Source organism: Microbacterium pumilum (assembly GCF_039530225.1).
Classification (GTDB): Bacteria; Actinomycetota; Actinomycetes; order Actinomycetales; family Microbacteriaceae; genus Microbacterium; species Microbacterium pumilum.
Genome location: NZ_BAAAOH010000001.1, coordinates 2,961,021 through 2,985,851, shown reverse-complemented (window position 1 = coordinate 2,985,851; position 24,831 = coordinate 2,961,021). Strand labels below are relative to the sequence as shown.

The following is a 24,831-nucleotide window of genomic DNA, read 5'->3' as shown; positions in this document are numbered from 1 at the left end:
CGGATGCGCCGGCCGGTCGTCAGTGGCCGGACCGGCGCTCTCGCGCTGTCACGCGCAATCCCGAGGCGATGAGCCGACGGACGAGCTCATGACCGTCGACATGCTCGGCGCCCGCAGCGATCAGTCGGGCGTGCTCGTCTTCGGGCACGTCGTAGTGATCGCGGTCGAATCCGCGGCTCGGGATGCCGTTCGCCGCCGCGAAGTCATGCAGCTCAGCGAGGTCGCTGTCGCTCACCAGGTGAGCCCACAGCCGCCCGTGCGCGGGCCAGCGGGGATCGTCGATGAGGATCGTCACGTTGTGATCCTATGATCCGGATGCCGCGACACGGCCTCAGCTTTTGCGGCTGGTCGCGGCATCCGGTAAAGTAGCCCTTTGGTGCGTGCCGCGTCATGCTTTTCGCGTGCATCGACAAGCTCAGCAGCCTGCTCGGGCAGTCGTCATCCGCACCAAGACTTCCTCGTCTCGCAAGAGCAGAGTCTCGCAAAGACAATCGGAGCCGTGCGCTCCCAGAAGAAACAGGTGTGAAGTGGTTTACGCAGTAGTGCGCGCCGGCGGCCGGCAGGAGAAGGTCGAGGTCGGTACGATCGTCGTCCTCGACCGCCAGAAGTCGAAGGTGGGCGACACTCTCGAACTGCCCGCCGTCCTGCTCGTGGATGGCGACGCCGTCACCACCGACGCCGACAAGCTCGCGAAGGTGACCGTCACGGCCGAGGTGCTCGGCGAAGAGCGCGGCCCCAAGATCGTGATCCAGAAGTTCAAGAACAAGACCGGCTACAAGAAGCGCCAGGGGCACCGTCAGGACCTCACGCGCGTCAAGGTCACCGGAATCAAGTAGTCCAGGGGAGACGCAGAGATGGCACACAAAAAGGGCGCAAGCTCCACCCGCAACGGTCGTGACTCCAACGCTCAGCGACTGGGCGTGAAGCGTTTCGGCGGCCAGAAGGTCCTCGCCGGCGAGATCATCGTCCGCCAGCGCGGCACACACTTCCACCCCGGCGCGAACGTCGGCCGTGGCGGGGACGACACCCTGTTCGCGCTCGCGCCGGGTGCGGTCGAGTTCGGCCAGAAGGGCGGCCGCAAGGTCGTCAACATCGTGGCCGTGGCGGAGTAGTCGCACGCACACACAATCTTGTCTTGGAGGGGGCGGGCTTCGGCTCGCCCCCTCTTCTCAGTGACACACCGGTCAATTCTCTGAAGGAGAGCGCATGGTTACGTTCGTCGATGGCGTGACGCTGCACCTGCGCGCCGGCAAGGGCGGCAACGGCTGCGTCTCGGTGAAGCGCGAGAAGTTCAAGCCGCTCGCCGGTCCCGACGGCGGCAACGGCGGACACGGCGGTGACGTCGTGCTGGTGGCCGACCCTCAGGTGACCACGCTGCTCTCGTACCACCACTCGCCCCACCGTTCCGCCGGCAACGGTGGGTTCGGAATGGGCGACCACCGCTCCGGTGCCGCGGGCGAGCACCTCGAGCTGCCCGTTCCGGTCGGCACCGTCGTGAAGGATGCCTCGGGCGAGACGCTGGTCGACATGATCGAACCCGGCATGCGATTCGTCGTCGCACCGGGCGGCATCGGCGGTCTCGGCAACGCGACGCTCGCGAACCCGAAGCGAAAGGCCCCCGGATTCGCGCTCCTCGGCACTCCCGGGTGGGAGGGTGACGTCCAGCTCGAGCTGAAGACCGTCGCCGACGTCGCGCTCGTCGGCTTCCCCTCTGCGGGCAAATCGAGCCTGATCGCCGCGATCTCGGCCGCACGGCCCAAGATCGCCGACTACCCCTTCACCACCCTGCATCCGAATCTGGGCGTCGTGCAGGCGGGCGACGTCCGCTACACCGTGGCCGATGTTCCCGGGCTCATCGAGGGCGCGAGCGAGGGCAAGGGCCTCGGCCTGGAGTTCCTCCGTCACGTGGAGCGATGCACTGCGCTCGTGCACGTGCTGGATTGCGCCACGCTCGAGTCCGGTCGTGACCCGTTGACCGACCTCGACATCATCCTCGCCGAACTCGCGGCGTACCCCGTCCCCGAGGGCCAGCTCCCGCTGCTCGAGCGTCCCCAGCTGATCGCCCTCAACAAGGTGGATGTACCCGAGGGCAAGGACCTCGCCGAGCTCGTCCGCCCGGATCTCGAGGCGCGCGGGTTCCGCGTGTTCGAGATCTCGACTGTGAGCCACGAAGGGCTCCGCCAGCTGAACTTCGCGCTCGCCGACATCGTCCTCGCCCACCGGGCGCGGCTGGCTGCGACGCCCGTGCCCGAGCGGGTCGTCATCCGGCCTCATGGATCGAAGAAGGACTTCACCATCCGGGTCGACGGCGGAACGTACGGCGACGTCTACCGGATCCTGGGCGAGAAGCCGGTGCGCTGGGTGCAGCAGACCGATTTCCAGAACGAGGAGGCCGTCGGGTACCTCGCCGACCGGCTCGAGAAGCTGGGCGTCGAGGATGCGCTCTTCCGCGCCGGTGCGATTCCCGGCGCCACGGTCGTCATCGGCGAAGGCGACGGCATCATCTTCGACTGGGAGCCCTCGCTCACCTCGGCCGCCGAACTGATGACGGCACCTCGAGGCACCGACCCGCGCCTCATCCAGAACCCGCGACGCAACACGGCGCAGCGTCGAGAGCACTACCACGAGCTCATGGGCGCGAAGGCCGAGGCGCGTGCGGAGCTCGAAGCCGAGCGTCTGGGGACGTCGAGCTGGGACGAGGACGGCGCGTGACCGTACGTCACCGCCGCGAGATCGCGTCCGCTCGACGGGTCGTGGTCAAGGTCGGCTCGTCGTCGATCAGCGGCGACAACGTCGAGAAGATCGCACCCATCGTCGAGGCACTCGCGGCCGCACACGCCCGTGGCACAGAGGTGGTGCTCGTCTCGTCCGGTGCGATCGCGACCGGAATGCCGTACCTCCTGCTCGATGAGCGACCGAGCGACCTCGCCACGCAGCAGGCTGCCGCGGCCGTCGGCCAGAACGTCCTCATCTACCGGTATCAGGACGCTCTCCGCCCGTTCCGCATCGTCGCCGGCCAGGTGCTGCTGACCGCGGGAGACCTCGAGAACCCGATGCACCGCTCGAACGCGAAACGCGCCATGGAGCGCTTGCTGGGGCTTCGCATCCTGCCGATCGTGAATGAGAACGACACCGTCGCGACGCACGAGATCCGTTTCGGCGACAACGACCGGCTCGCGGCTCTGGTCGGCGAGCTCATCGGCGCTGACGCACTCGTGCTCCTCAGCGACATCGAGTGCCTGTACACCCGCCCGCCCGGCGAGCCGGGCTCGCTGCCCATCGACGAGGTGGCGTACGGCGACGACATGCACGGCTACGAGTTCGGCTCGGTGGTCGTCAACAGCGTCGGGACCGGGGGAGCCGCGACGAAGGTATCCGCCGCCCGGCTGGCTACGGCATCCGGAATCGGCGTGCTCGTGACGAGCGCCGACCTTGTGGCGCGGGCGCTCGCAGGGGACGACATCGGCACATGGTTCCGCCCGAATCCCGCGCCCGTGCCTACCAGCCTGACCGGCCCCATCCGCACCACCGTCGATACACTGGGCGGATGACGATCATCGCGACGACCGCACGCGAACGCATGCTGCTCGCGAAGGATGCGGCGCGCGGCATCGGCCTGCTGCGGGATGCCGCCAAGCACGACGCGCTCGTCGCCATCGCGGCGGCCATCGAGGCCGCCGCACCCGAGATCATTGCGGCGAACCGAGACGACCTCGAGCGCGGTCGGGCGACAGGCCTGTCGGAGGCCCTGCAGGATCGCCTGAGGCTGGATGCGCCGAGGGTGCTGGCACTGGCGGCCGCGGTGCGCGACATCGCCGACCTGCCCGACCCCGTGGGCCGCGTGCTCGATCGACGAACGCTCGCGAACGGCGTCGAACTCACGAAGGTCAGTGTGCCGTTCGGGGTCGTCGGCTCGATCTACGAGGCACGCCCCAACGTGACCGTCGACATTGCGGCACTCGCCTTCCGTTCGGGCAACGCGGTGGTGCTGCGCGGCGGCTCCGCCGCCGAACGCACGAATGCGGCATTGGTGCGCGCGATGCGGGGCGCGCTGGCCGAGCAGGGCATCGATCCCGAGGCGATCCAGACCGTCGACGACTTCGGGCGCGAGGGCGCGCGCGAACTCATGCAGGCACGCGGCATCGTCGACGTGCTCGTGCCGCGGGGGAGCGCCCAGCTCATCGAGACTGTCCTCACCGAATCGCTCGTCCCGGTGATCGAGACGGGAGCGGGTGTCGTGCACATCCTGCTCGACGAGTCGGCACCCCTCGACTGGGCACAGGACATCGTCGTGAACGCCAAGGTCCAGCGCCCGAGCGTCTGCAACTCGGTCGAGACCGTGCTCGTCCATCGAGCCGCGGCAACCAGGCTCATTCCTGCGGTAGCCGGCGCGCTGATCGCCGACGGCGTCACCGTGCACGGCGACGAGACCGTGGTCGCGCTGGTTCCCGATGCCGTTCCCGCGACCGACGAGGACTGGGCGACCGAGTACCTGAGTCTCGATGTCGCGATGAAGGTCGTCGACGATCTGGATGAGGCCCTCGACCACATCCGGCGGTATTCGACGCACCACACCGAGTCGATCATCACGAAGGATGCCGCGAATGCGGACCGCTTCCTCGCGGAGGTGGACTCCGCCGTCGTCATGACCAATGCCTCGACGCGGTTCACCGACGGCGCCGAGTTCGGCTTCGGCGCCGAGGTAGGCATCTCCACCCAGAAACTCCACGCCCGTGGCCCGATGGGGCTCTCGGAACTCACCAGCACCAAGTGGCTGGCACGGGGTGACGGACAAGTACGCACCTGACGCATAAACTGGTGGGAGCCTGCGCCCCCAGGCGAATCCGAAACGGAGCTCGAATGACATTGGCCACGATTCTCACCTTCGCCGCCGAAGAGTCCGAGCACCACGGCAACGTCGCCCTCGAGACGGTCGGCTACGGCATCACGGCGCTCGCGGTCTTCGGTACGCTCGCGCTGGTGACCGTGTCGTACCGCAACGTCGCCAACCGGCACTCGCGCAAGGCCGAGGCATACACCCGAGCTCACGCTGACGATGTCCAGCAGGCGGGCCACGGCCACTAGGCCGACTGCATGTCGGTGACGCGAACCCCGAGGATCGGGGTGATGGGTGGGACGTTCGATCCCATCCACCACGGTCACCTCGTGGCAGCGAGCGAGGTCGCGCAGTGGTTCGACCTCGACGAGGTCGTGTTCGTCCCGACCGGGGAACCCTGGCAGAAGTCGGGCGTCTCGGCGAGCGAGCACCGCTACCTCATGACCGTCATCGCGACCGCTTCGAACCCACGATTCACCGTCAGTCGCGTCGACATCGACCGCGGCGGACCGACGTATACGATCGACACCCTTCGGGATCTTCGGGCGGATCGGCCCGGTTCGGAGCTGTTCTTCATCACCGGTGCGGATGCAATAGCGCAAATTCTCAGTTGGAGGGACCATGATGAGTTGTGGAACCTGGCTCATTTCGTCGCCGTCTCCCGACCTGGTCACGTGCTGAGCACTGACGGCCTGCCGACTGATGACGTGAGCCAACTCGAGGTCCCCGCCCTCGCCATCTCGTCGACGGACTGCCGTGATCGCGTCGAGCGAGGTCACCCCGTGTGGTACCTCGTGCCCGACGGGGTTGTCCAATACATCGCGAAGCACCACCTCTACCGGAGCCAGGAATGAGCACAACCGAGCAGCCGGCGACGCCCCCGCTGACGCGCAAGCAGATGCGTGAGATCCGCAACACCGGATCGAATGCGATTGTCAGCGCGGAAGCCGCGCCAGAACCAGAACCCGCACCCGCACCCGAAGATGCGCCTGAATCGACGACCGAAGATGCCGCGCAGGCATCGGCCGACGTCGAACCCCCGTCGCAGCCCGCGCCCGCGCCTGCACCCGCTTACGCTCCCGTCGCGTCGCTGGCCCGCGCCGCGGAACCCGTCGTGCTCAGCGAGCCGCCGGTTCCCGACGCATCGGTAGACCTCGGAGTATCGCCGCTGACGCGCCGCCAGGCGCGGCAGCAGGAGCGCATCCGCACCGCATCCGTGCCCGTGATCACGCCCGAGATCGCCGCGGCGTATTCGGCCGCGGCGGCACCCGCCGCCGAGCCCGTGCCGGCGTCGTCGGCGGACTCGACCGACGAACGACTCGACACCGGGGTCCGCGACCTGTTCGGGCTGCCGGGCACCGGCGAGATGGATGTGGTCGAGGCGGAGGTCATCGAGACTGAGGGCGTCGAGACCGGCACCGCCGAGACCGACACCGCCGACCCGTGGGCGGCGAGCGGCGAGCAGGTCGCGGCCGATGACGTCACGGATGCAGCCGCCTCCGAGCCGAGCGAGACCGCGCAGGAAGAAGATTCGGACACAGCCGGCGCGGCATCCGATCGCGCGGTCGTGAGCCCCACGTTCGGCGCCGAGCTCCTCGCGGGCGACGTCGCAGCCGTCGAGCTGCCGCCCTCGTTCGATCAGCTGCTGTCGCGTTCGTCCGGCACCGGAGGAACACCTCACGCTCTGATCATGTCCCAGGCGACGCCCAGCGGATCGATCGTCGCGCCTGTCACGGCCACCGGCGAAGTGCTCATCACCGGCACCTTGAATCTGCCCGAGGGCCTCGGCTCGAACGGTCATGCGCCCGGCTCCACCGACGGCAAGGAGGTGGATGCATCTCTCATCGATGGTGAGCTCCCCGCCCACTCGTCGCCGACGCCGATCGCCGCCAGCGCCGCGATCAGCACGGTGAAGAACTCCGGCGAGATCATCAAGCCACCCGCGCCCGAGAAGGGGAGCAAACTCATGCTGACCCTCGCCATCACCGCGGGCGTGCTCGCGCTGGCCCTCGTCGGCGTGCTCATCCTGGCATTCGTGACGGGCGTGTTCCGATGACGGCTGGATCACAATCGCGCGAGATGCTGAACGTCGCCGCTGCCGCTGCAGAGTCGAAGGGCGGCGAGGACCTCGTCGCGCTGGACGTGTCGCAGCCGTTGCCGCTCGTCGACATCTTCCTGCTCGTCACGGGCCGCAGCGAGCGGAACGTCGCAGCCATCGCGGATGAGATCGAGGACAGGCTCCTCGAGGCGGGCCACCGGCGCCTGCGCCGTGAGGGCCGCCAGGAATCGCGGTGGGTGCTCCTCGACTTCGGAGACCTCGTGGTCCACGTCTTCCACGAGCAGGAACGCATCTACTACGGCCTGGAGCGGCTCTGGAAAGACTGCCCTGTGGTGCCGATCGAAGTGACGGCGGCCGCCCCCGCCGAGTGAGGCTCGTGTTCTGACCCGACGACCGGATGTAGTAATCTGGTCGGGTTGCCTCGCGCGAGCGAGGGCATCATCCGGGCCTGTGGCGCAGCTGGTAGCGCACCTGCATGGCATGCAGGGGGTCAGGGGTTCGAGTCCCCTCAGGTCCACCAAAACTCCCGGTAAAGCACCGAATCTTCACTCCCTGATCAGGGAGTTTGAATGTTTGGTAGTCGTTTACTGGACACTTCGGGAGTCCGCCGCAGCGCGCTCTCGAGCCTTCTCGGAGTATCTGGAAGGTACGCGGCAACGCCCACGCACCTTCGCTGTATGGATGGCATGGGCACCTCTCAGTCGGCACACGGGAACTACGTCTCGTTAGCCGAGCTCGCGGAGCTGCTCAAAGTCTCGGTCCAGACGATCTACGACCTGCGGAGCAAAGGTCGCGGCCCCCGCGGGTTCCGTGTCGGCACGCAACTGAGGTTTCGTGAGAGCGAGATCGACGCATGGGTTGAGCGCATGGAGCGGGCCGATGAACAGCGTCGCGCTGGCGGCGCATCATGAACGGCGGGCGGCCACGCACCCTGATCGGCTCCTACGGAACCATCAACGTCAGCAGGCGCGGCGCCTCGTACGTGGCTCTCGCGCGCATCCGCGACGGCGATGGGCGACTTCGGAGAGTGACGGGTGCCGCGCGCACGGAGTCGGCGGCCCGCGCTCGGTTGAAGCAGCGCATGCTGGAGCGGCCCGCCTTTGGAACGGGTGGCTTGCTCGATCTCACCAGCTCCTTCGGTGACCTCGCGGACCTGTGGCTGGAAGATCTCGAGTTGCAGAAGCTCTCAGCCGGAACGAAGGAGAACTACCGCGACGACCTGCGCCTCCACGTGGTGCCGCAGTTCGAGCATTTCACGCTCGGTGAGATTACGACGGGCCGCGTCGAGTGGTTCCTTCGCTCGGAGGCTTCGGTGTCGTACTCCCGCGCGAAGCATTCGAGGACAATGCTCAATCTTCTATTCGGATTCGCGCTGCGCCACGACGCGATCCCGCGGAACCCGGTTCAGGGGACGAGCCCACTCCGCCGCCCGAAGGGCGAGCCGCGGGCGCTGACCGTTGATCAAATCAGCGCGATCCGTGACGCCGCAGGTCGCTGGCGCACCGGACCGGACGTCAAGGGACCCCAGCCCGACGGCCAGGTGCGCGACATCATCGAAGTGCTCCTCGGAACCGCGTTGCGCATCGGCGAGTGCCTCGCTCTCCGTGGGTGCGATGTCGAGGACGCTCCCGGCGGGATGACGATCTCGGTGACGGGCACGGTCGTGCTGCGCACGGGCAGCGGAGCTGTGCGCCAAGATCACCCAAAGACCGAGCACTCCATCCGACGAATCGCGGTCCCTAACTTCGCCGCGGTCGTCCTTCGTGCGCGGCTCGCCGGCATCCCGACCTCCGATTCTCAGCGAACCATCTTCGCCAATCGCGCCGGCAAGCCACTGAGCCCGTTCAATGTGCGACGGACTTTCCGAGCGTTCCTCGAGTTGGCGGACCTTGCGGGGGAGGGGATCACACTTCGCTGGTATCGGCGGACAGGCGCAACGGTCATCGCGCGCGGGGCGAGCGCCGATGCTGCCGCCACCTTCCTCGGCCACGGGTCGACCGCAATCACCGAGGGACACTACATCGAGCCCGACCGCACCGTGGACCGCGGACCGGCCGGAATCCTCGAGCGGACCCTCCGCCGCGAGAGCCTCGACACCTCGCTGCTCTCGAACGACGATGGAGCGGCCGACGATCCGGCGCTCGACTTCCTCGACGACGAAGACATCGAAGCGGCGTAGCGACTGTTCGAGCCATCGAACTCGATCGCTCGCGCCCCAACTCGCAATCGGTCCGCCATTCGGGCCGTGGCTGCGCAGAAATGCGGCGTGTACTCGCTCACACGCGAGGCGGAGGGTTGTTGACCAACCGATGACCTCGCCCTGGAAGCTGGCGCGGTAACGGACGTCGGTGGCATTCACTCGGCGGATCTCGATGGTGCCGTACACCCGGTCGAACCCGTCGGCCAAGCTCCACGTGCCAGTGGGACCTTCCTGCGCTGCGAGGATCGGGTGCCATCGGCCCGGTTCGACCATAGGGCGTTCCTCCTCCGCCGGCCGAACACGCATGAGTAGCCCTGTGTCAAGCTGCCTGTCCGTTTTGGGGTTGGGTGAGGCGTTGGAGGGCTCTGTGTTGGTCGGGGTCGTAGGCGACGCCGTCCTGCCAGCAGTGCCAGATCACGTAAAGCCAGCCGCGAGCGAGGATGCGGGTCGCGTGGGGGTGATCGTGCCCGCGGGCGCGGGCGCGCTGGTAGAGGTCTGCGGCCCAGGGGTTGGCTCTGCGGGAGTCTGCGGCGTAGTCGCAGATCGCGTCGCGGAGTTGTTTGTCGCAGGACCAGCGGAAGCCGACGTGGCGACTCATACCGGATTGTCGGGTGGAGGGTGCAACGCCGGCGAGGCAGGCGAGCGACTCGGGTGTCGGGAATCGGCCGCGGGCGTCGCCGATCTCGGCGAGCAGTCGGGCGGCGCGGATGCGTCCGCCGCGGGGCAGGCTGGTGAAGATGTGCTGGTCGGGGTGCAGCGAGAGTTGCTCGTCGATCTGGGTGGCGAGGGTCTTGATCTGCGCGGTGAGGGTGTTCAGAACAGCCAGGTAGGCGCGGGTGACGTGCGCTTCGCTGGTGCTGGCGTCTCCGGTCACGCCGCGGGGCGCGGCGGTCAGTCGGGCGTGCAGGACTGCGGGGCTGACACGGCCGCAGTAACCGACCGATCGCAGCCATGCGGTCAGTCGCTTGACCGACAGCCAGTCGGCTTGGTCCTGGGTGGTGAAGCGAGCGAGGAAGGTCAGGCTGATCGCGGAGTCGATGTCGGCGAACAGCCCGACTGCGCCGGGGAACACGCGGCTCAGGTGGGCGCGCAGCTGGTTGGCGACGGCGATGCGGTGGGCGACGAGGTCTTTGCGGGCGCGGCAGGTGCGACGCAGCGTCTGAGTGGCTTCGGAGTCGGGCTCGAGGGGACGCAGTCGTGGCCTGTCGGTGCGCAGAGTGTCGGCGAGCACGAACGCGTCGAACCGGTCGTCCTTGTTGCCGGCGGACCCGTAGCGGCCGCGGAGGTTCTTTACCTGGTTCGGGCTGATCACCACGACCGTGGTGCCGTGCTCGAGCAGGGCGTCCACGAGTGGGCCGTCACCTCGTTCGATCGCGACTTCGGTTGTCCCGTGCCGGTCGAGCAGCTTCAGCAGCTCGTGGATGCCCGCGTCGGAATGAGCGATGACACGTCGGTCGACCTCGCGGCCGGTCTGATCGACGACCGCGATCACGTGGTCATCGCGCGCCCAGTCGATACCGACCGTGACGGTGTCGCGGGGTTGGAAGGGAAGGATGTTGCTGGCAGACTTCACGTCAGCCTCCTCGCTGCTAGCTCCAGTGGGGAGGCACCTTTGTCGGGTGCCGGGGCGTGTCTGCCGCATCGCTCACTGATCGGCGCTCGGAGGCGCTCAGCCCTGTCGACGGTCTCCACGACCCGGGTGACTGCCGAGACTCGCAGTACTCATGCTGGCCATCCGAAGCGGCAAGCGAGCTGGGCGGTGACCCGGCAGCACCCAAGGTGCATCGGTAATCCATCGAGAACTACCGACACAAGGATGGTGCACCAGTGAGCGTAGAGCGGGTCGCCGACATCGCTGCGCGGACTGTGGGGCGCGGGGCGTGCACCTTCCTGGCATGAGCGATCGTGAGCACGCTGACGCCGTCCTGGAGCACGTGGCTGTGCTCGCGTTCCTGTACTACCCCGGCATCGAGGTGGACGATCCGACCTACAGCCTCGCCCACGACATCGAATGGTGTCTCGCGCGACTCGGTGACGTGTCCGACCTCGAGAGGGAACGGATGCGTGCGCTCTTCGCGCGCGCGATCAGCGACCCCACCGCCACGCGCGAAGAACTGTTCACGGCGCTCGCTGGGCTCGACGGCGTGCTTGTGGCGGATCACGATGAGTGACGCCAAGCTGAGCGACGACGAGCGTGCAGCGCGGCTCGCCGCACAGCGGAAGGCATGGAACGACGCGCACCCGACGTACTACGACGAATACCGCGCGAGGAACCGTGAGGACATCCGCCGTAAGAACCGCGAGCGGGAGCGTGATCGTGCTCAGCGCGAGCGGGAAGAGAAGGCCCGGCGGCAGAAGGGGATCGATCGCGCGCGGGCGTGGGCAGCGGAGCACCCGGAGGAGCGGCAGCAAGCGCGCGAGCGGTACAAGCAAAAGCACCCAGAGGCGTATGAGCAGGCTCAGCGCGAGTACTACTACCGGAATCGCGAGGCGATCGCCGAGCGCAGGCGAGCACGTGAGGCTGCAGACCCGGACAAGGCGAACGAGGCGCGACGCCGCGCCGCCGATCGCGCACGGGCCGAGGGCCGAGGCTCGGCATGGAGGCCAACTCCTGATCAGCGCGCGATCTATCGTGAGCGGGAAAACGAGGCGAGGCGGCTGCAGCGCCGCCGTGCGCGTGCAGGGCTGCCCGAGCGCAAGCTTCACCGGGTACTCGCGCCGGAGCGACGTCACAACGATGCCGCGGCGGACTTGTTCTTCGCGCAGAAGCGCACCGGCGAGAAGATCGCCCGAATCAGAGATCAGGACGAGCCGACTCCTCCGAACTTGATTCACGCTCTTCAAGAGCGCTCGGAGAACCGTCGTGTCGTCCAGGAGATCCTTGCAATCGCCGAGGAGTACTTCGCCGAACATGAGGTCGAGTTGCGAGCGCGAGTCGCAGAGGTATCCCGGGCGAGGTTCCGTGGCGGGATGCTGCCCCTCGATGTGTATACAGAGCCGCGTCGTCACGCGTTGGAGTTCGCGAGCCGGGGCTACCTCCGTGCCTCTGTCGCTTCTCCGGCGTCGTCCTTGACGGTGTTTCGCTGGCTCACGACCGATCTTGCCAAACGGGGACCCGACATCGCGCTTTGATGGATCCCTTAACGGGCAATGCCCGGATGGCGGACCGTTGTGGGCGGTGCGACTAAACCTCTTTTGGGACGCGGTTCGCCGCGCGAGGGTTGATCGACTCGAGACCATGCGTGGCGGTCGCGCGCGGGGAGCGTCACCCCCGTATGGCTGGGGGCTGGCTGGCACCGGCGTGTTCGTTCGGGCTATTGGCGCTTGATGTTGTGAGGTGCCGTCGGGCAGGGGGCGACCCTGCGAAGACCCATTCGCGGTAGGTGATGAAGCGCACAGCGGAGCCGAGAGCGAGGCCGATGACGTTTGCGGAGATGTTGTCGGCGATGGCGGTGTGAAGTCCGAGCGCGTAGTGCGAGACGCCGAGAGTGACGAGGGATGCGAGTCCTCCGAGTGCGCTGGCGAGGAGGAAGTCGACTGCCTCTCGCCCGACGTCGCTGCGGCGCTGTTCGGCGAATGTCCAGTACCGGTTGCCGAGCCAGTTGGCGACGATCGCCAGTGTCACCGAGATCACTTTTGCGGCGAGGGCTCCACCGGGGACTGCTTCGGGAGAAAGTATGGTCGCGCGAAGCAGGTTGAAGGTGATTACGTCGACGGCCAGCCCGATTGCGCCGACGCCGATGAAGGTGAGGATCTGTCTGATGAGTGGGCGCGCGAGGCCCCACCGGGTGACCCGCGCGAGTGCCTCCGTGACGATGGTGCTGCTCATCTTGGATGTGCCGTGAAGGCGTTCGACGAAGGTGATCGGCACTTCGATGATGCGGTGTCCGGCATTCGCCGCTCGCCAGAGCATCTCGATCTGGAAGCTGTACCCCTGGCTGACCAGGTGGGTGGGGTCGATCTCGCGCAGCGCATCGGCGCGATACGCCCGGAATCCGCCGGTGACGTCTCGTTGTGTGATCCCCAGCATCAGTCGGGCGTAGGCGCTGCCGCCACGCGAGAGCAGACGGCGATGCAGCGGCCAGCCCTCGGCGCGGCCGCCGTCGATCCAGCGGGATCCGACTGCGACGTCGGCGTCGTCGAGGGCTTCGAGCAGTGCGGGAAGGTGTGCGGGGTCGTGGGAGCCGTCCGCATCCATCTCGACGAGCCGGTCGTAGTCGCGCGCGAGCCCCCACGCGAAGCCGGCACGATACGCGCCACCCAGCCCGTCCTTCTGCGCACGATGAAGGACGTGGATGCGGGGATCGACAGACGCGAGTTGGTCTGCCAGGGCTCCGGTGCCATCGGGCGACGAGTCGTCGACGATGAGGACGTCGGTCTCACCGGTCGCGTTGTGCACGCGGTGGAGGATGCCAGGCAGGTTGCCGACTTCGTTGTACGTGGGGATGACGATCAGAGTACGGATCACGAGGGCTCCTTCTCGAGTTCGAAAAGCGTCGTGCGGTGGAGGCGGTAGGTCTCGGTGATGTGGTACCCGAGCGCCTCCAGCACATCGAGGTCGCGGCGGGATCCGTGCCCGGATTCCACGGCCCACACGGTGTGGTGCGCGACGACCGCGGCAGTGATGGCGTCGAGCGGCCGGACGCTGTCCCACAGGGCCGCATGGTCGGCCGCCCGGGTGCGCAACGCGATGTCGTCGAGCCCGGTGAAGGCTCCGGGGTAGAGGTCGAGGGCGAGTCGGGGTTTCAGGCGGGGTTTCACGGATTCGTCGAAGATCACCGCGTCTCCCGCGGAGGCATGCTGCCGAACTGTGGTGGCGATCTGACGCAGATCGCTGCCGCCATCCTTGGCGAACGGGGTTCGTTGTGCCGTGAAGGTCGGGATGGCCGCGATCAGCAGCGTGATGACCAGGGCGCCGGTGATCAGGCGGCGCGAAGCCTGACTTTTGGCGCGGGCGGTGAGCCCGTTGATGCTCAGCGCGATGCAGATGGCGACGGCGGGGACGCAGAACGCGACGTAGCGCATGTTGTACATGGGGTGCACCCATGCGTTCCCGATCAGCAGCAGCGTGGTGGGGAGGATCAGCCACGCCCAGATGATGAGCGCGTTCCCGCGGGTTCGAGGCTGTGCTGTTCGGCGGAGCATGGCGACCGCCCCCGCGAGGATCAGGGTCCACGCGATCGCAGCGACCGGCCATACGGTGAACCACTGTCGCACCAGGACGTTGGCGGGTGTCGCGTAGTGGCGGTGGGCGAGGAAGGCGATCTGCCGTTGCTGGGCCAGTGACAGCAGGAGGACGGGGAGAGCGATCGCGACGGCGGCGACCACCGACCGAACCCATACCGTCACGACCGTCCGGGATGGCCTGCTCACCAGGATCACGACCGCGTGCACGAAGAGCATCAGTCCGAGGTAGATGAACAGCACGATGCTCAGCCCGGTTCCGATGGCGTAGAGCGCCCACATGCGGCGTCGGGTTTCACCACGATGCGCCAGCCGCACCAGCAGCCAGGTCAGCCATACGGCGGCGGCCATCCCGGGCGCGTAGGAGCGTGCTTCGATCGCCATCCTCGTCAGCTCCGGGATGGCGATCGCGGCCATCCCGGACAGGAGCGCCACCCTGTCGCCGAAGAGTTCACGAGCGAGCGCGGCCGTTCCGGCGATCGCGAAGCCCGCGGCAACGGCACTGGGAAACCTGACGGCGGTTTCGGAGGTCCCCGCAACGCCGATCCAGAAGTGGAGAAGGACGTAGTAGAGACCATGGACGGCGTCCACGTGGGTGAGCTCTCCGAGAAGCGAGGGCAGTGGCCGCTGTGCGGACATCACGCTGGCCGCCTCGTCGCCCCAGAACGAGGGGACTCCGATGCCGAGCGCAACCAGCACACCGCCGGCGACGCCCAGCACCGCGATCATGACGCGCGACGAGCGCCTCGACGGCGGCGCGCTCATCACCACCGGTCCGGGAATGACGACTGTCGATGTCACGATCACGGCGGCCTTTCTGTCGATCCCATCGTCAGCAGGCCACCTTCGGTGATCCTGCGGTTTCAGGACTCCGACGCTGAAGGTTCGCAAAGGTTCGCGGACACGCATCGCGCCCCCGGATACCCTCTCCAATGGAGGTGGGAACGCGCGTGAGGTCGGTGCTGATCGTCGAGGACGACCCCGAGATGGGGCCGGTGCTCGAACGAGGAATCGGGGAGCGGGACTACCACGCCACGCTCGTCACCGACGGCGTTCAGGCGCTCATCCACGTCGCACGCCAGCAGTACGCGGCCGCGGTCATCGACGTCATGCTCCCCGGAATGACCGGCTTCGAGGTATGCCGTCGCATCCGCGAAACCGGCAGCACCGTCCCGATCCTGCTGCTCACCGCCCGCGACGGAATCGACGACCGAGTGTTCGGGCTGGACTCCGGCGCAGACGACTACCTCACCAAGCCGTTCAGCTTCGACGAACTCGCCGCCCGGCTTCGCGCCCTGATCCGACGGGACGCCGCCGAACAGTGGACTCTCGTATCGTTCGGCGATCTCACCCTGGACGCACCCACGCGGCGGGCCCGGGTCGGCGACCGGCCATTGGCATTGAGCCCGAACGAGTTCCTCCTGCTCCGACTGCTGATCTCCCAGTCCGAGCGCACCGTCGGCCGGCCGGAGATTCTGGATGCGGTGTGGGGCTCGCCGCACATCGACCCGAACATCGTCGACCAGTACATCAGCACGCTTAGAAGGAAGCTCACCGCGCAGTCCAGCATTGTCTCGATCGTCACGGTTCGCGGGGCCGGATACCGGGCTGAGGTCACGACGTGAGAAGGCTGACGCGACGGCTGTCGATCCGCTGGCGGATAACGATCGGCAGCGTGCTCATCGGGGCGCTCCTGCTCGCCGTCGCGGCGATCGTCTTCCATGCCCAGATCGGACAGGTGCTGCTCAGCGCCGACAAGAAGCTCCTCTACGACGCCACCACGTCGTACCTGACCGAGATCCAGGGCCACCCCGATCAGATCGATCCCCCCGGCGGCGAACAGCACCTCGCCGTCGTCCGCCCAGACGGCAGCGCGCCGGTGAACAACCTTCCGGACAGCCTGACGGCGCAACTCGATGAGCTGGTCGGGATGGGCTCCGGCTCCCATCTGGTCACGGCCGGCGGGCACGAGTACCTCGCCGTCGTCCGCACCGTCGCGACCAATGACGGCGATTGGCACGTCGTCGCATCACACGATCAGCGGTTCGCGAAGACCGTACTTGCGAACCTCACCAACATCCTGTTCCTCGCGGCCGGCATCCTTCTCGTCACCCTCGGACTCACCTCCTGGCTGCTGACCACCGCGGCCCTGAGGCCCGTTTCACGGATGCGCGCGAAAGCCGAATCGCTCGTTGAAACCGGGTCTGCCGAGGAACTTCCCGTCGGCGAGGCAGACGATGAGCTCGCCGACCTGGCCACCACGCTGAATTCGCTCCTCCTCAACGTGCGCACCAGCGCCGCCCGGGAGAAGCAGATGGTCGCGGACGCGAGCCATGAACTGCGCACCCCCATCGCGGTCCTGCGCGGCCAACTCGAACTCGCGCAATCGAGCATCGGCGACCCGGCGGCGCACCGCCGCGATCTGACCGCCGCGCGGGACACATCCGAACGACTGTCCAGGCTCGCCACGAACCTCCTCCAACTGTCCACCCTCGAAGCGAATGAAGACACCACCCTCGCCACCGCACGGGCTCTCATCGAGGAATTCCGAAGCGCCTCCGACCGGGCACGCCTGCTCGCACCGGACAAGCACATCGACATCGACTTCGACAGCGACGTCGACGACAGCCTCGACATCGACTACCGGATCTCGGACGTCCGATTCGGTCAAGTGCTCGACAACCTCCTCAGCAACGCCGTCCGCGCCACGCCGTCAGCTGGCCGCATCCACGTCGAACTCACGATGATCGACACGGCACTGCAACTGACCGTTCAGGACTCCGGACCGGGCGTGCCCGCAGAATTCGCTGCCACCGCATTCGACCGGTTCACCCGTGCCCGCACGCGACGTGGGACCGACGAGACCGGCAGCGGACTCGGACTGGCCATCGTCGCCGCCATCGTCGCGAACGCATCCGGCACCATTCGCCTCGACAACGCCCCCGGTGGGGGCCTTGAGGCCCTCGTCACCATTCCTGAGCACAGCAACCCCTGACCATCCCGGCCTGCGCCGAACCTCCGCAGGAGTCGGCATCAGGAGCGCAAATTCGCAACTCGCACACACAATCCAACAAACGCACGAGTGTGTATGTAACGTCTGTTACAGTTCTGATTGTGCCTGAATCCATCTCGAGTTGGCTGTTGATTGTTCCGAACGTGCCCACCGAGCCGTCGCGGCATCGTGTCGCGGTGTGGCGGGAGCTGCGTCGGGCGGGGGCTGTGCCGGTATCGTCAGGGACCTGGACGCTTCCCGACCTTCCCGGGTTCACCGCGGGGCTGCTCGCGGCGAAGGACGCGGCGGAACGCGGCGGAGGTTCGGTCTCGGTGTTCACCGCGGTCCCGAAGGACGACACGGACATGGCCGCGCTCGTCGACGCCTTCGTCGCCGCACGTCGTGACGAATGGCGCGAACTGATCGCCGATACCGCCAAGTTCACAGCCGAGGTCGAGCGCGAGATCGCGAAGGAGAAGTTCACATTCGGTGAGCTGGAAGAGGAGGAACAAAGCCTCGACCGGCTACGCCGCTGGCAACGCGACCTGCTCAAACGCAATGCCGTGCCCCTCCCCGAAGTCGACGACGCCGACACCGCGATCGAGAGCGCGACCGTGGCTCTGGATCGCTTTGCGCAGCTCGTCTACGCAGCCAACCTCGCCGCGGCGGCGACCGAATAGCCGCTCCCGCGACAAGTGAGACGCTCGTTCTCGACAGGCTCGTCCACACCCGCTCAGGGGCACGAGATCAAATACGGGGCCGCTGCACCCGGTCGGTGCGGCGCGACTTCCTTTACCGCTTCACCGACGATCCTCCCCGACGGTGCGGACACGCTCCCCGAGGCGATCCCCGTGTGGGCGGTGCGCGGACGAGGGACGGAGTCAGGCGCCGAAGTGGGTCACTTTGTGGGGTGCCCCGGATCGGTCGTACGTGGTCCAGGTTCCGATCTGGCGGCCGCGGTCGAAGGTGCCGCTGCGCAGTCGGCTGCCGTCGCGTCGGAACCACTCCCAATAGCCGTCCATCTCGTCGTCGCGCATGTGTCCACGTCCCTGGACGCTGCCGTCCTTGTACAGGAACTCGCGCGGTGTCGACTCGGTCACGTGCACATCGTGTCACGACGGTGCATCGGCCACCGCAGGCTGTTCCTGCAGAGGTGTGCCCTTCTATTGCCCACATGTCCACGGGCATCCCCCCGCGTGTGTTGCTCGGCCGACCACGGTCGGTCGGGTGGATGAGGCCGTGAGCAGTCGGGTGAACCTGGGACCGCTGTATCTGGCGGGGTTCACCACGGCGTTTGGCGCGCACGGGGTGGCCGCGGCGATCGGGACCGAGACGAATGAGCTCGGGCTGTCGTTCCTCGGGCTCGGTCTGATTCTCGCGATCTACGACATCGCCGAGGTGATCCTGAAGCCCTTGTTCGGTGCGTTGAGCGACCGGATCGGTGTCAAGCCGGTCATCGTCGGGGGACTCGCGGTCTTCGCTGGGGCGTGCCTGCTCGGTGTGTTCGCGTCGACACCCATCCTGCTCGCGCTGGCCCGGTTGGGGCAGGGCGCGGCCGCCGCCGCTTTCTCACCGGCCTCTTCATCGGCAGTGGCACGGTTGGCCGGGGCCGGCGCGGCGGGGCGCTATTTCGGTCGGTACGGGTCGTGGAAAGGACTCGGGTACGCCGCCGGGCCACTCCTGGGCGCGGGGCTGATCATGTGGGCCGGTCTCCCCGCATTGTTCATCGTCCTCACGGTCCTTTCCGTGGTCGCGGCGGGATGGGCGGCGTGGGGGATCCCGCAGATCACCGTGCTCCCCAAGGTGCGTGCCACCCTCGCCGAACTCGTCCGACAGTCCACCGCCCGGTCCTTCCTCGGCCCCGTGATCCTGCTCGCCACGACCACGGCGGTGCTCGGGGTCGCCGTCGGATTCCTGCCCTACCTCGGCACCCAGGCCGGGCTGGAACCGCTCGCTAGCATGGCGGCTGTCACCGTCCTCGCACTCATCTCCGCCGTCATCCAGCCCGGCATGGGTCGCCGGCACGACACCGCCCCCCACCGATCCCGCACCCTCATGACCTCAGCGGGCGTGCTCCTCACGGCGGGACTCGCCGCGGTCGCCGTGGCCCCCGGTCTGGTCACGATCTACCTGGCGGCGATCCTCATCGGGGTCGGGGTGGGAGTCATCACCCCGCTGGGATTCGCGGTCCTCGCCGCCGCGACCCCACCCGACCGGATGGGACGAACGATGGGAAGCGCCGAACTCGGACGAGAAGTCGGGGACGCCGGAGGACCCATCCTCGTCGGCGCCATCGCCGCAGCCGGCTCGCTGCCCCTCGCTCTGGCCACGATGGGCCTCGTCGCCCTCCTCGCCACCGGCGCCGGCAGCATCCTGCTGCGAAGCCCAAAAGCCAATGCGCCCTAACGCACGTGAGTCGGATCTGCCACAGTCTCGATGCGCGACTCTCGTGCACCAGCGCGGGCTATCCCTGTATCGGTTCGATCCAAGACTTCGGTGACTGTGGCCTCGGCGTCCGTCGATTCCGCGTGCGTTGAGTGATGGTGTCAGTCGACAGCGACCATCACATCGGATGCCTTGATGACGGCGTACGCGGGCTGGCCGACCTCGAGGCCGAGGTCGTCGACGGCGGCGTTGGTCACCGACGCGGTGACGATCGAGCCCCCGATGTCGATGCGCACGTGGGCCGTGGTGGCGCCTTTGGTCACCTCGACGATCGTGCCCTTCAGCTGGTTGCGTGCGCTGATCCTCATGGTCGGCTCCCTCATTCGCAGGCTCCGATCCTACGACCGAGGGCGACCAACTTCCCGCTGACGGCGGATCCCCATCCGGGCAGTGCCCGGTGCAGGTACCAAGCGTACGGCGCCCAGCAGGCTCGTTCCCGACCCTCATCCCTCGAGTGGAGCGATGCCTCTCCAGCACAGATCGTTCGCTCGCGCCACGCCGAGAGTAAAAACTAGAACGTCATGTACTGAGCATCGTGTACGTTGGCGTAGTGACCTCAGAAGACGACGCTCTCTCCGCTCTCCAGGCTTCTGGACTGCTCAGTGTCCTGAAGTGGGGTGCGCCCGTGGCGTTCGCTGCGACCGATCAGCTCTACGACGAGGAGCAGGGCCACGACCAGGGCGTCGTCGGATATCTCAACTTCAAGCACCTTCGAGATCTCATCGACCGGGCCACCGCGAACGGGCGCTTCAAGCTGGCCGACGGGCTCGGCGGTATTGGGGAGGACGTCCTCAAGCGCGGCATCACGCCGGAGGCTTTCGACTCACTGCCTAGCCTTCCGGCGGACGTGGTCACCCGCCGGAACTACAAGCAGTCCCCGGGTTGGGCGATCGAGGGCTACCGCGTGCTGCTCCAGTCATACCCCTTCGACAAGATCGACGAGATCAAGTGGGTGCAGCGCAGCGACGCGAAGAAGCGCGTCGCAGACCAGCTGTTCGTCGGCGATGACACGCTGTTCGACGACGAGGAGTTCGGCTTGGAGTCCATCCCGCGCATCCCGGACGATGACGACTTCGTCGGCGTGACGCTCATCGCGGCGCACGCCTTCAACCCTACGGCCAAGCAATTCGAGCTCTACATCGGCCAGAGCAAGAATCCCGAGTACCCCGGAGACTCCTGCTGGCACTGGAGGAAGCTGCTGCTCTCCGGCGGCACCCCGATTGGCGGGAACGGACTGCCGGTCACACCTCAGATGCCGAGCGGTGGCGCCTCGACCGATGTCGAGGACGTGCCGGTGCGGCTCAAGCGGATGGGTGCGGGCGAAGGGTGGGGCGCCGCGAATGGCTGAGGTGCGTCGGCCGTCCCAGACGCTCGCCGCCGCAGCCTCATTCTTCAACGGTGAGCGTCTCACCATGGCCCGTCAGCTCAAGGGGCTCAAGAAGTCCCACCTGGCGACCCTCATCGAGATGTCGCCGGCGTCAGTGACAGCTTGGGAGAGCGGCGCCAAGCAACCGAACCGCGCGACTGTGGCGAAGCTCGCCCTAGCGTTGCAGGTTGAGCCGCAGTTCTTCGGGGGAGGAGCGCCGCCGAAGATCAACAAGCCCAACTTCAGATCGCTCCGCTCTACGACGCAGGTCGCGCAGGATGAAGCCGAGGCGTACGGCCGGTTCGTCGCGGAAATCACGGGCATGCTGGAGAACGCCGTCGAGTTCCCCGACGCGTTCTTGCCAGACCTACCGATCGATCCCGATGAGCGTTCGATGACACCCGAACAGGCTGCTCGCGAGGCGCGAGAATTCTTCGGCGTCGCGCCGGGGCCAGTGCAGCATGTCGTGCGCCTCGTCGAACGTAATGGTGTCGTCGTCGTATTTGGCGAGCCGGGCGTGGCCGCGATCGACGCTTACTCCCTGCACTCGGCGCCCCGGCCGATTATCGTGCTGAATCCGGTGAAAGACGACTACTACCGTCAGCGCTTCGACGCGGCGCACGAGCTCGGGCATTTGATCATGCATCACGATGCGGAGCCGGGCGGGAAGGTCGCCGAGGAGCAGGCCAACAGGTTCGCGGCTGAATTCCTGATGCCGGCAGAGGAGATCGCGCCATCCCTGCCCACCTCCACCGCGGGCAAGGCGTGGGCGCAGTTCGCAGAGCTCAAGGAGTATTGGGGCGTCAGTCTCGCAGCACTTCTCTACCGGGCGCGGGCGCTGGGAACTATGAGCGATGTCTCGTACCGCAATGCGATCATTCGCATGTCCCAGAACGGCTGGCGCCGTGCGGAACCGGGGCGGATCTCGTCGCTCGAGATGCCGTCGCTGCTGCCGCGCGCGCGCGAGGTGCTGCGTGAGGCTGGCGTCGACGAGGAATCGTTCCTCGCCGGGTCGGGGCTGCCCGTCGGGCTGTACGAGATCGCAGCATCCCGAGTGCCGGTCGTTGGAGTCAAGTCGTGAGGTTCACGGAGGCGTTCGGCATTGAGCGCGTTGCCGAGGACGACTGGTTCGACCCGCACCTGACGGTCGATACAAAGTTGTTCATCGACCCGCTGCTACTTCTTGAAGCCGGAGGTGTATGGGCAACGGCGCATGATGAGTTGATCGCCCACTTCGTGCACTGCTACAGCCTTGTCGCGAAGGCAGCGAGCCCCAAGTCCGTCTCCGCGCAAGCCGCCCGCCGACTCCTGACCTTTCCGGAACCGTTCGAACTGGGACTCGGCTACACGGCGGTCGGAACACGGGGTTCCGGCGCCGGAGATCGATTTGCGGCGCGGATGGCGGACGGCATCGCTGTCGCCATCGCCGCGGGGCTTACTCAACCGGAGCACATCGAAGAGATCGGCATCCTGAATGAGGGCATTGGAGCCGATCGAATCTCGGACGCCACTGCCAATGTCCTCAAGGGACGACTGTTCGCGTACACACAGGAAACTGCGCGCAGACACGACCTGCCCTTGGCGACGCACAACGTCGGGCATGCCCGCGTTTCGCTCGACGCCGCGAGATGGCACGACGAGGAAGTCGAGCTGCCGACGAATCCTTCGACGGGACGGCCGATTATTCTGGTGCCGGAGTTCATCCTTGGGGGACTCCCGACACTAAACGCTGACGACTGGTTCGATTCGCACTTCAACGACGACATCCGCCTCTCGTTGAATCTCACGGTGGGGCAGGCCGTATCAAAGGCCAGCATCGTGGCCTTCGCTCGTCAGCGACCCGAACGGGTCCGCGAGTGGGCTCGCGCACAGACCAGCCGCGAAGACCTTATTGGCTACGACTTCGGTGGTGACCCGCTTGAAGTCGTCCAATGGGACCGGGAACCCGCGCGTTTTGCGGTGGAACACCCGTTGCCTGCACGCCCCGTAGCGACCACCAAAGATCTCGCGGAGCTCGTGGGCGAGGTCGTCGAGCGATTCAGCCACTTCGTTGAGGAACAGCGCGGGTGGAGCCTGCTCTGGAACGACGATCGGTCCGAAAAGCCCGAAGAGGCGATCCAGCTCCTGTTTCTTGGCCTTGCGCAACCTTACTTGCGCCAGTTCGATGTCGAACTGGATCGGGAGGTGGAGCTCGGTCGCGGCCCCGTCGACTTCAAGGCGTCGTCTGGGACCTCTGCGCGTCTGCTTATCGAAGTCAAGAAGCTCCACAACGGCAAGTTTTGGAACGGACTGCGCCACCAACTCCCGAGTTACATGAACTCTGACGGTGCGAGCGAGGGCTGGCTGATCGCCGTTCAGTACCGCAGCAACCGCACGGCGGTCGAGCGTCTGAAGGCGCTCCCTGTTGAGGTGGCCGGGGTGGCGAGCGCGACAGGCACGTCGCTGCACTACTCAGCGGTAGATGCGCGCCGACCTGTCTCTGCTTCGAGGATCGAGGACGCCCGTCCAGTGGACTCGACGGAGACGGAGGACGCACCGTGAGCGTACTGAGCGTTTCGGACAAGGTCGCCCTCGAATCCGTCCTCGGTATGTCTGACGGTTACGTTCTCGATTTCAGCAATGAGTCGTTCGCGGCGTTTTTCCACGACCTCGGGATCGATGTTTACGACACCGAGCGCTATCCAGGGTTCGGTGATTCGAAAGCGAACCGCCTTCGCGCGCTCTGGCGCGGCGGTACTTCGGATGAGGTGACAACGTCGCTGCGCGCGCTCATCGAGTACATCGAGGCGAAGCGCCTTACGGGCCTTCTGCGCTACGAGATCAACGACGCGAGCATGGAGCGCGTGCGCGCCATCGCAGATGGGCTAGCGGAACCGGAATCGGCTGCCCTAAGTGCGCTGCCGAGCGTGAGCTTCACGACAAAGGCGACCGTTACAAACAACAAGATCCAGATCGAGATACACGAGGACATCTACACGCACATCAGCCGCTATCTCGCGACGGAGGACTATTTCCACGCGGTCGAGGAGTCGTACAAGGTTGTGCGGGAAGCGCTCCGTGAGAAGACCGGGAGCGAGAAGGCCACCGACGCGTTCAAGCCCGACAATTTTCCGGCTCTCTTCGGGCACGAACCATCGGGACAGGCGGAGAAGGACTTCTTCGATGGCGTGAAGTACCTCAACATGGCCATCCAGTTCCTTCGGAACGAGAAGTCCCACACACTCGCGACTTCGATGGAACGGAACCTCGCGCTCCACTACATCTCGCTTGCGAGCCTGTCCTACGACCTGATCACTCGCTACGTTAGCGAGGAGTTGATCACGCAGGTCGAGGACCAGATCACCGCTGAGCGGCGTTCGTACTCGGCGACGCGGTTCTATCGCGTGTTTGAGGATGGACGGTGGCTCAACAGAATCACCTTGCCGCCCGAGCTGTCCTCGGCGTCCGTCCGTCGGGTCTTGAAGGACAAGTGGCTCGGCGAAGCTGATTTCACTCGGAGCTTCGACCACAGCAACATCGTGCTGATGCGTCTTGAGGTCGTCGCCGATGCGTTGAGCAAGGCCGACATCGACGCGGTGCTCGACCTGCCCACCGTCGATATCAATGGATACAGCCAAGAGGCTGGTACGTCTGAGTTTCTCGGATACATGAAGCAGCGGTTCCCCGAGACGATCTCTGCCAAGGCCGAGGCGCGCATCGCCGCAGACCAGTAGCGGATCGTTTTCCTCGCCCTACATCGCAGACACGG

General features: G+C 66.6%; 27 protein-coding genes and 1 tRNA gene. 22 read left to right on the top strand and 6 right to left on the bottom strand.

From position 1 onward, the window contains the following. Positions 1 to 19 precede the first annotated feature (19 nt). Positions 20 to 295 carry a DUF4031 domain-containing protein gene (locus ABD188_RS13380; protein WP_344063128.1) on the bottom strand — a complete coding sequence of 92 codons (276 nt, stop codon included), beginning with the start codon at positions 293 to 295 and terminating at the stop codon, positions 20 to 22. A gap of 232 nt (positions 296 to 527) precedes the next feature. Here ABD188_RS13380 and rplU point away from each other — a divergent pair, with 232 nt between their 5' ends. From rplU to ABD188_RS13320, 12 genes are all read left to right on the top strand, one after another. Then, entirely contained in the window at positions 528 to 836 is a 309-nt protein-coding gene (gene rplU, locus ABD188_RS13375) for a 50S ribosomal protein L21 (RefSeq protein ID WP_344063125.1), read from the top strand. Positions 837 to 854: 18 nt separating this feature from the next. Next, on the top strand, positions 855 to 1,112 hold the full coding sequence (rpmA, locus tag ABD188_RS13370; RefSeq protein WP_344063122.1) for a 50S ribosomal protein L27: 258 nt from the start codon (positions 855 to 857) through the stop codon (positions 1,110 to 1,112). A gap of 94 nt (positions 1,113 to 1,206) precedes the next feature. Beyond that, positions 1,207 to 2,712, top strand: a complete 1,506-nt coding sequence (gene obgE, locus ABD188_RS13365) for a GTPase ObgE (protein WP_344063120.1) — start codon at positions 1,207 to 1,209, stop codon at positions 2,710 to 2,712. Next, positions 2,709 to 3,551 carry a glutamate 5-kinase gene (gene proB, locus ABD188_RS13360; protein ID WP_344063118.1) on the top strand — a complete coding sequence of 281 codons (843 nt, stop codon included), beginning with the start codon at positions 2,709 to 2,711 and terminating at the stop codon, positions 3,549 to 3,551. The genes obgE and proB overlap by 4 nt, the downstream gene beginning before the upstream one ends. Then, positions 3,548 to 4,807: a glutamate-5-semialdehyde dehydrogenase gene (locus tag ABD188_RS13355; RefSeq protein WP_344063115.1), complete on the top strand. Its 1,260-nt coding sequence runs from the start codon at positions 3,548 to 3,550 to the stop codon at positions 4,805 to 4,807. Before proB ends, ABD188_RS13355 begins: the two co-directional genes overlap by 4 nt. Before the next feature lie 53 nt (positions 4,808 to 4,860). Beyond that, positions 4,861 to 5,085: a hypothetical protein gene (locus ABD188_RS13350; RefSeq protein WP_344063112.1), complete on the top strand. Its 225-nt coding sequence runs from the start codon at positions 4,861 to 4,863 to the stop codon at positions 5,083 to 5,085. Between the two features lie 9 nt (positions 5,086 to 5,094). Then, positions 5,095 to 5,691, top strand: a complete 597-nt coding sequence (gene nadD / locus ABD188_RS13345) for a nicotinate-nucleotide adenylyltransferase (protein ID WP_344063109.1) — start codon at positions 5,095 to 5,097, stop codon at positions 5,689 to 5,691. Then, on the top strand, positions 5,688 to 6,893 hold the full coding sequence (locus ABD188_RS13340) for a hypothetical protein (protein WP_344063106.1): 1,206 nt from the start codon (positions 5,688 to 5,690) through the stop codon (positions 6,891 to 6,893). The genes nadD and ABD188_RS13340 overlap by 4 nt, the downstream gene beginning before the upstream one ends. Continuing rightward, entirely contained in the window at positions 6,890 to 7,267 is a 378-nt protein-coding gene (gene rsfS, locus ABD188_RS13335; RefSeq protein WP_344063103.1) for a ribosome silencing factor, read from the top strand. The genes ABD188_RS13340 and rsfS overlap by 4 nt, the downstream gene beginning before the upstream one ends. 73 nt (positions 7,268 to 7,340) lie before the next feature. Continuing rightward, positions 7,341 to 7,416 (top strand) — tRNA-Ala (locus tag ABD188_RS13330). A 157-nt stretch (positions 7,417 to 7,573) separates the two neighbouring features. Then, positions 7,574 to 7,807: a helix-turn-helix transcriptional regulator gene (locus ABD188_RS13325; RefSeq protein WP_344063100.1), complete on the top strand. Its 234-nt coding sequence runs from the start codon at positions 7,574 to 7,576 to the stop codon at positions 7,805 to 7,807. Further along, on the top strand, positions 7,804 to 9,075 hold the full coding sequence (locus tag ABD188_RS13320) for a tyrosine-type recombinase/integrase (protein ID WP_344063097.1): 1,272 nt from the start codon (positions 7,804 to 7,806) through the stop codon (positions 9,073 to 9,075). Before ABD188_RS13325 ends, ABD188_RS13320 begins: the two co-directional genes overlap by 4 nt. A gap of 340 nt (positions 9,076 to 9,415) precedes the next feature. On the opposite strand, the gene ABD188_RS13315 is transcribed toward ABD188_RS13320, so the two are convergent. Next, positions 9,416 to 10,669: an IS110 family RNA-guided transposase gene (locus ABD188_RS13315; protein ID WP_344063094.1), complete on the bottom strand. Its 1,254-nt coding sequence runs from the start codon at positions 10,667 to 10,669 to the stop codon at positions 9,416 to 9,418. A 322-nt stretch (positions 10,670 to 10,991) separates the two neighbouring features. On the opposite strand from ABD188_RS13315, the gene ABD188_RS13310 reads away from it, so the two are divergent. Both ABD188_RS13310 and ABD188_RS13305 read left to right on the top strand, forming a co-directional pair. Next, positions 10,992 to 11,267: a hypothetical protein gene (locus tag ABD188_RS13310; RefSeq protein WP_344063091.1), complete on the top strand. Its 276-nt coding sequence runs from the start codon at positions 10,992 to 10,994 to the stop codon at positions 11,265 to 11,267. Continuing rightward, the gene (locus ABD188_RS13305; RefSeq protein ID WP_344063088.1) at positions 11,260 to 12,228 is read left to right on the top strand and encodes a hypothetical protein; all 969 of its coding nucleotides are present in this window, start codon (positions 11,260 to 11,262) and stop codon (positions 12,226 to 12,228) included. The genes ABD188_RS13310 and ABD188_RS13305 overlap by 8 nt, the downstream gene beginning before the upstream one ends. A gap of 133 nt (positions 12,229 to 12,361) precedes the next feature. On the opposite strand, the gene ABD188_RS13300 is transcribed toward ABD188_RS13305, so the two are convergent. Then, positions 12,362 to 13,564: a glycosyltransferase gene (locus tag ABD188_RS13300; RefSeq protein ID WP_344063085.1), complete on the bottom strand. Its 1,203-nt coding sequence runs from the start codon at positions 13,562 to 13,564 to the stop codon at positions 12,362 to 12,364. After that, positions 13,561 to 15,087, bottom strand: coding sequence for a glycosyltransferase family 39 protein (locus tag ABD188_RS13295; protein WP_344063082.1), 1,527 nt, complete (start codon positions 15,085 to 15,087; stop codon positions 13,561 to 13,563). The genes ABD188_RS13300 and ABD188_RS13295 overlap by 4 nt, the downstream gene beginning before the upstream one ends. A 143-nt stretch (positions 15,088 to 15,230) precedes the next feature. Between ABD188_RS13295 and ABD188_RS13290 the strand changes: the two genes are divergently transcribed. The 3 genes from ABD188_RS13290 to ABD188_RS13280 all read left to right on the top strand — a co-directional run bounded on the left by ABD188_RS13290 (position 15,231) and on the right by ABD188_RS13280 (position 17,952). Further along, on the top strand, positions 15,231 to 15,905 hold the full coding sequence (locus ABD188_RS13290; protein ID WP_344063079.1) for a response regulator transcription factor: 675 nt from the start codon (positions 15,231 to 15,233) through the stop codon (positions 15,903 to 15,905). After that, positions 15,902 to 17,275, top strand: coding sequence for an ATP-binding protein (locus ABD188_RS13285; RefSeq protein ID WP_344063077.1), 1,374 nt, complete (start codon positions 15,902 to 15,904; stop codon positions 17,273 to 17,275). Before ABD188_RS13290 ends, ABD188_RS13285 begins: the two co-directional genes overlap by 4 nt. 119 nt (positions 17,276 to 17,394) lie before the next feature. Next, a complete protein-coding gene (locus ABD188_RS13280; protein WP_344063074.1) occupies positions 17,395 to 17,952 on the top strand; it encodes a Chromate resistance protein ChrB in 558 nt (185 codons plus the stop codon). 201 nt (positions 17,953 to 18,153) lie between these two features. Here ABD188_RS13280 and ABD188_RS13275 read toward each other — a convergent pair whose 3' ends face one another. Next, positions 18,154 to 18,372, bottom strand: a complete 219-nt coding sequence (locus ABD188_RS13275) for a toxin-antitoxin system YwqK family antitoxin (protein WP_344063071.1) — start codon at positions 18,370 to 18,372, stop codon at positions 18,154 to 18,156. 139 nt (positions 18,373 to 18,511) lie between these two features. Between ABD188_RS13275 and ABD188_RS13270 the strand changes: the two genes are divergently transcribed. Next, complete coding sequence (locus tag ABD188_RS13270; protein WP_344063068.1) at positions 18,512 to 19,678, top strand: MFS transporter; 1,167 nt, start codon at positions 18,512 to 18,514, stop codon at positions 19,676 to 19,678. Positions 19,679 to 19,818: 140 nt separating this feature from the next. Here the strand turns inward: ABD188_RS13270 and ABD188_RS13265 are convergent, their stop codons facing one another. Further along, positions 19,819 to 20,025, bottom strand: a complete 207-nt coding sequence (locus ABD188_RS13265) for a TOBE domain-containing protein (RefSeq protein WP_344063065.1) — start codon at positions 20,023 to 20,025, stop codon at positions 19,819 to 19,821. 242 nt (positions 20,026 to 20,267) lie between these two features. Between ABD188_RS13265 and ABD188_RS13260 the strand changes: the two genes are divergently transcribed. The 4 genes from ABD188_RS13260 to ABD188_RS13245 are packed head-to-tail and all read left to right on the top strand — an operon-like array spanning position 20,268 to position 24,796. Further along, positions 20,268 to 21,065 (top strand): hypothetical protein, encoded by a 798-nt coding sequence (locus ABD188_RS13260; RefSeq protein ID WP_344063061.1) that lies wholly within the window; start codon positions 20,268 to 20,270, stop codon positions 21,063 to 21,065. After that, entirely contained in the window at positions 21,058 to 22,164 is a 1,107-nt protein-coding gene (locus tag ABD188_RS13255) for an XRE family transcriptional regulator (RefSeq protein ID WP_344063057.1), read from the top strand. Before ABD188_RS13260 ends, ABD188_RS13255 begins: the two co-directional genes overlap by 8 nt. Continuing rightward, entirely contained in the window at positions 22,161 to 23,624 is a 1,464-nt protein-coding gene (locus ABD188_RS13250; protein WP_344063055.1) for a hypothetical protein, read from the top strand. Before ABD188_RS13255 ends, ABD188_RS13250 begins: the two co-directional genes overlap by 4 nt. Beyond that, positions 23,621 to 24,796, top strand: coding sequence for a TIGR02391 family protein (locus ABD188_RS13245; RefSeq protein ID WP_344063052.1), 1,176 nt, complete (start codon positions 23,621 to 23,623; stop codon positions 24,794 to 24,796). Before ABD188_RS13250 ends, ABD188_RS13245 begins: the two co-directional genes overlap by 4 nt. Positions 24,797 to 24,831: the final 35 nt, after the last annotated feature.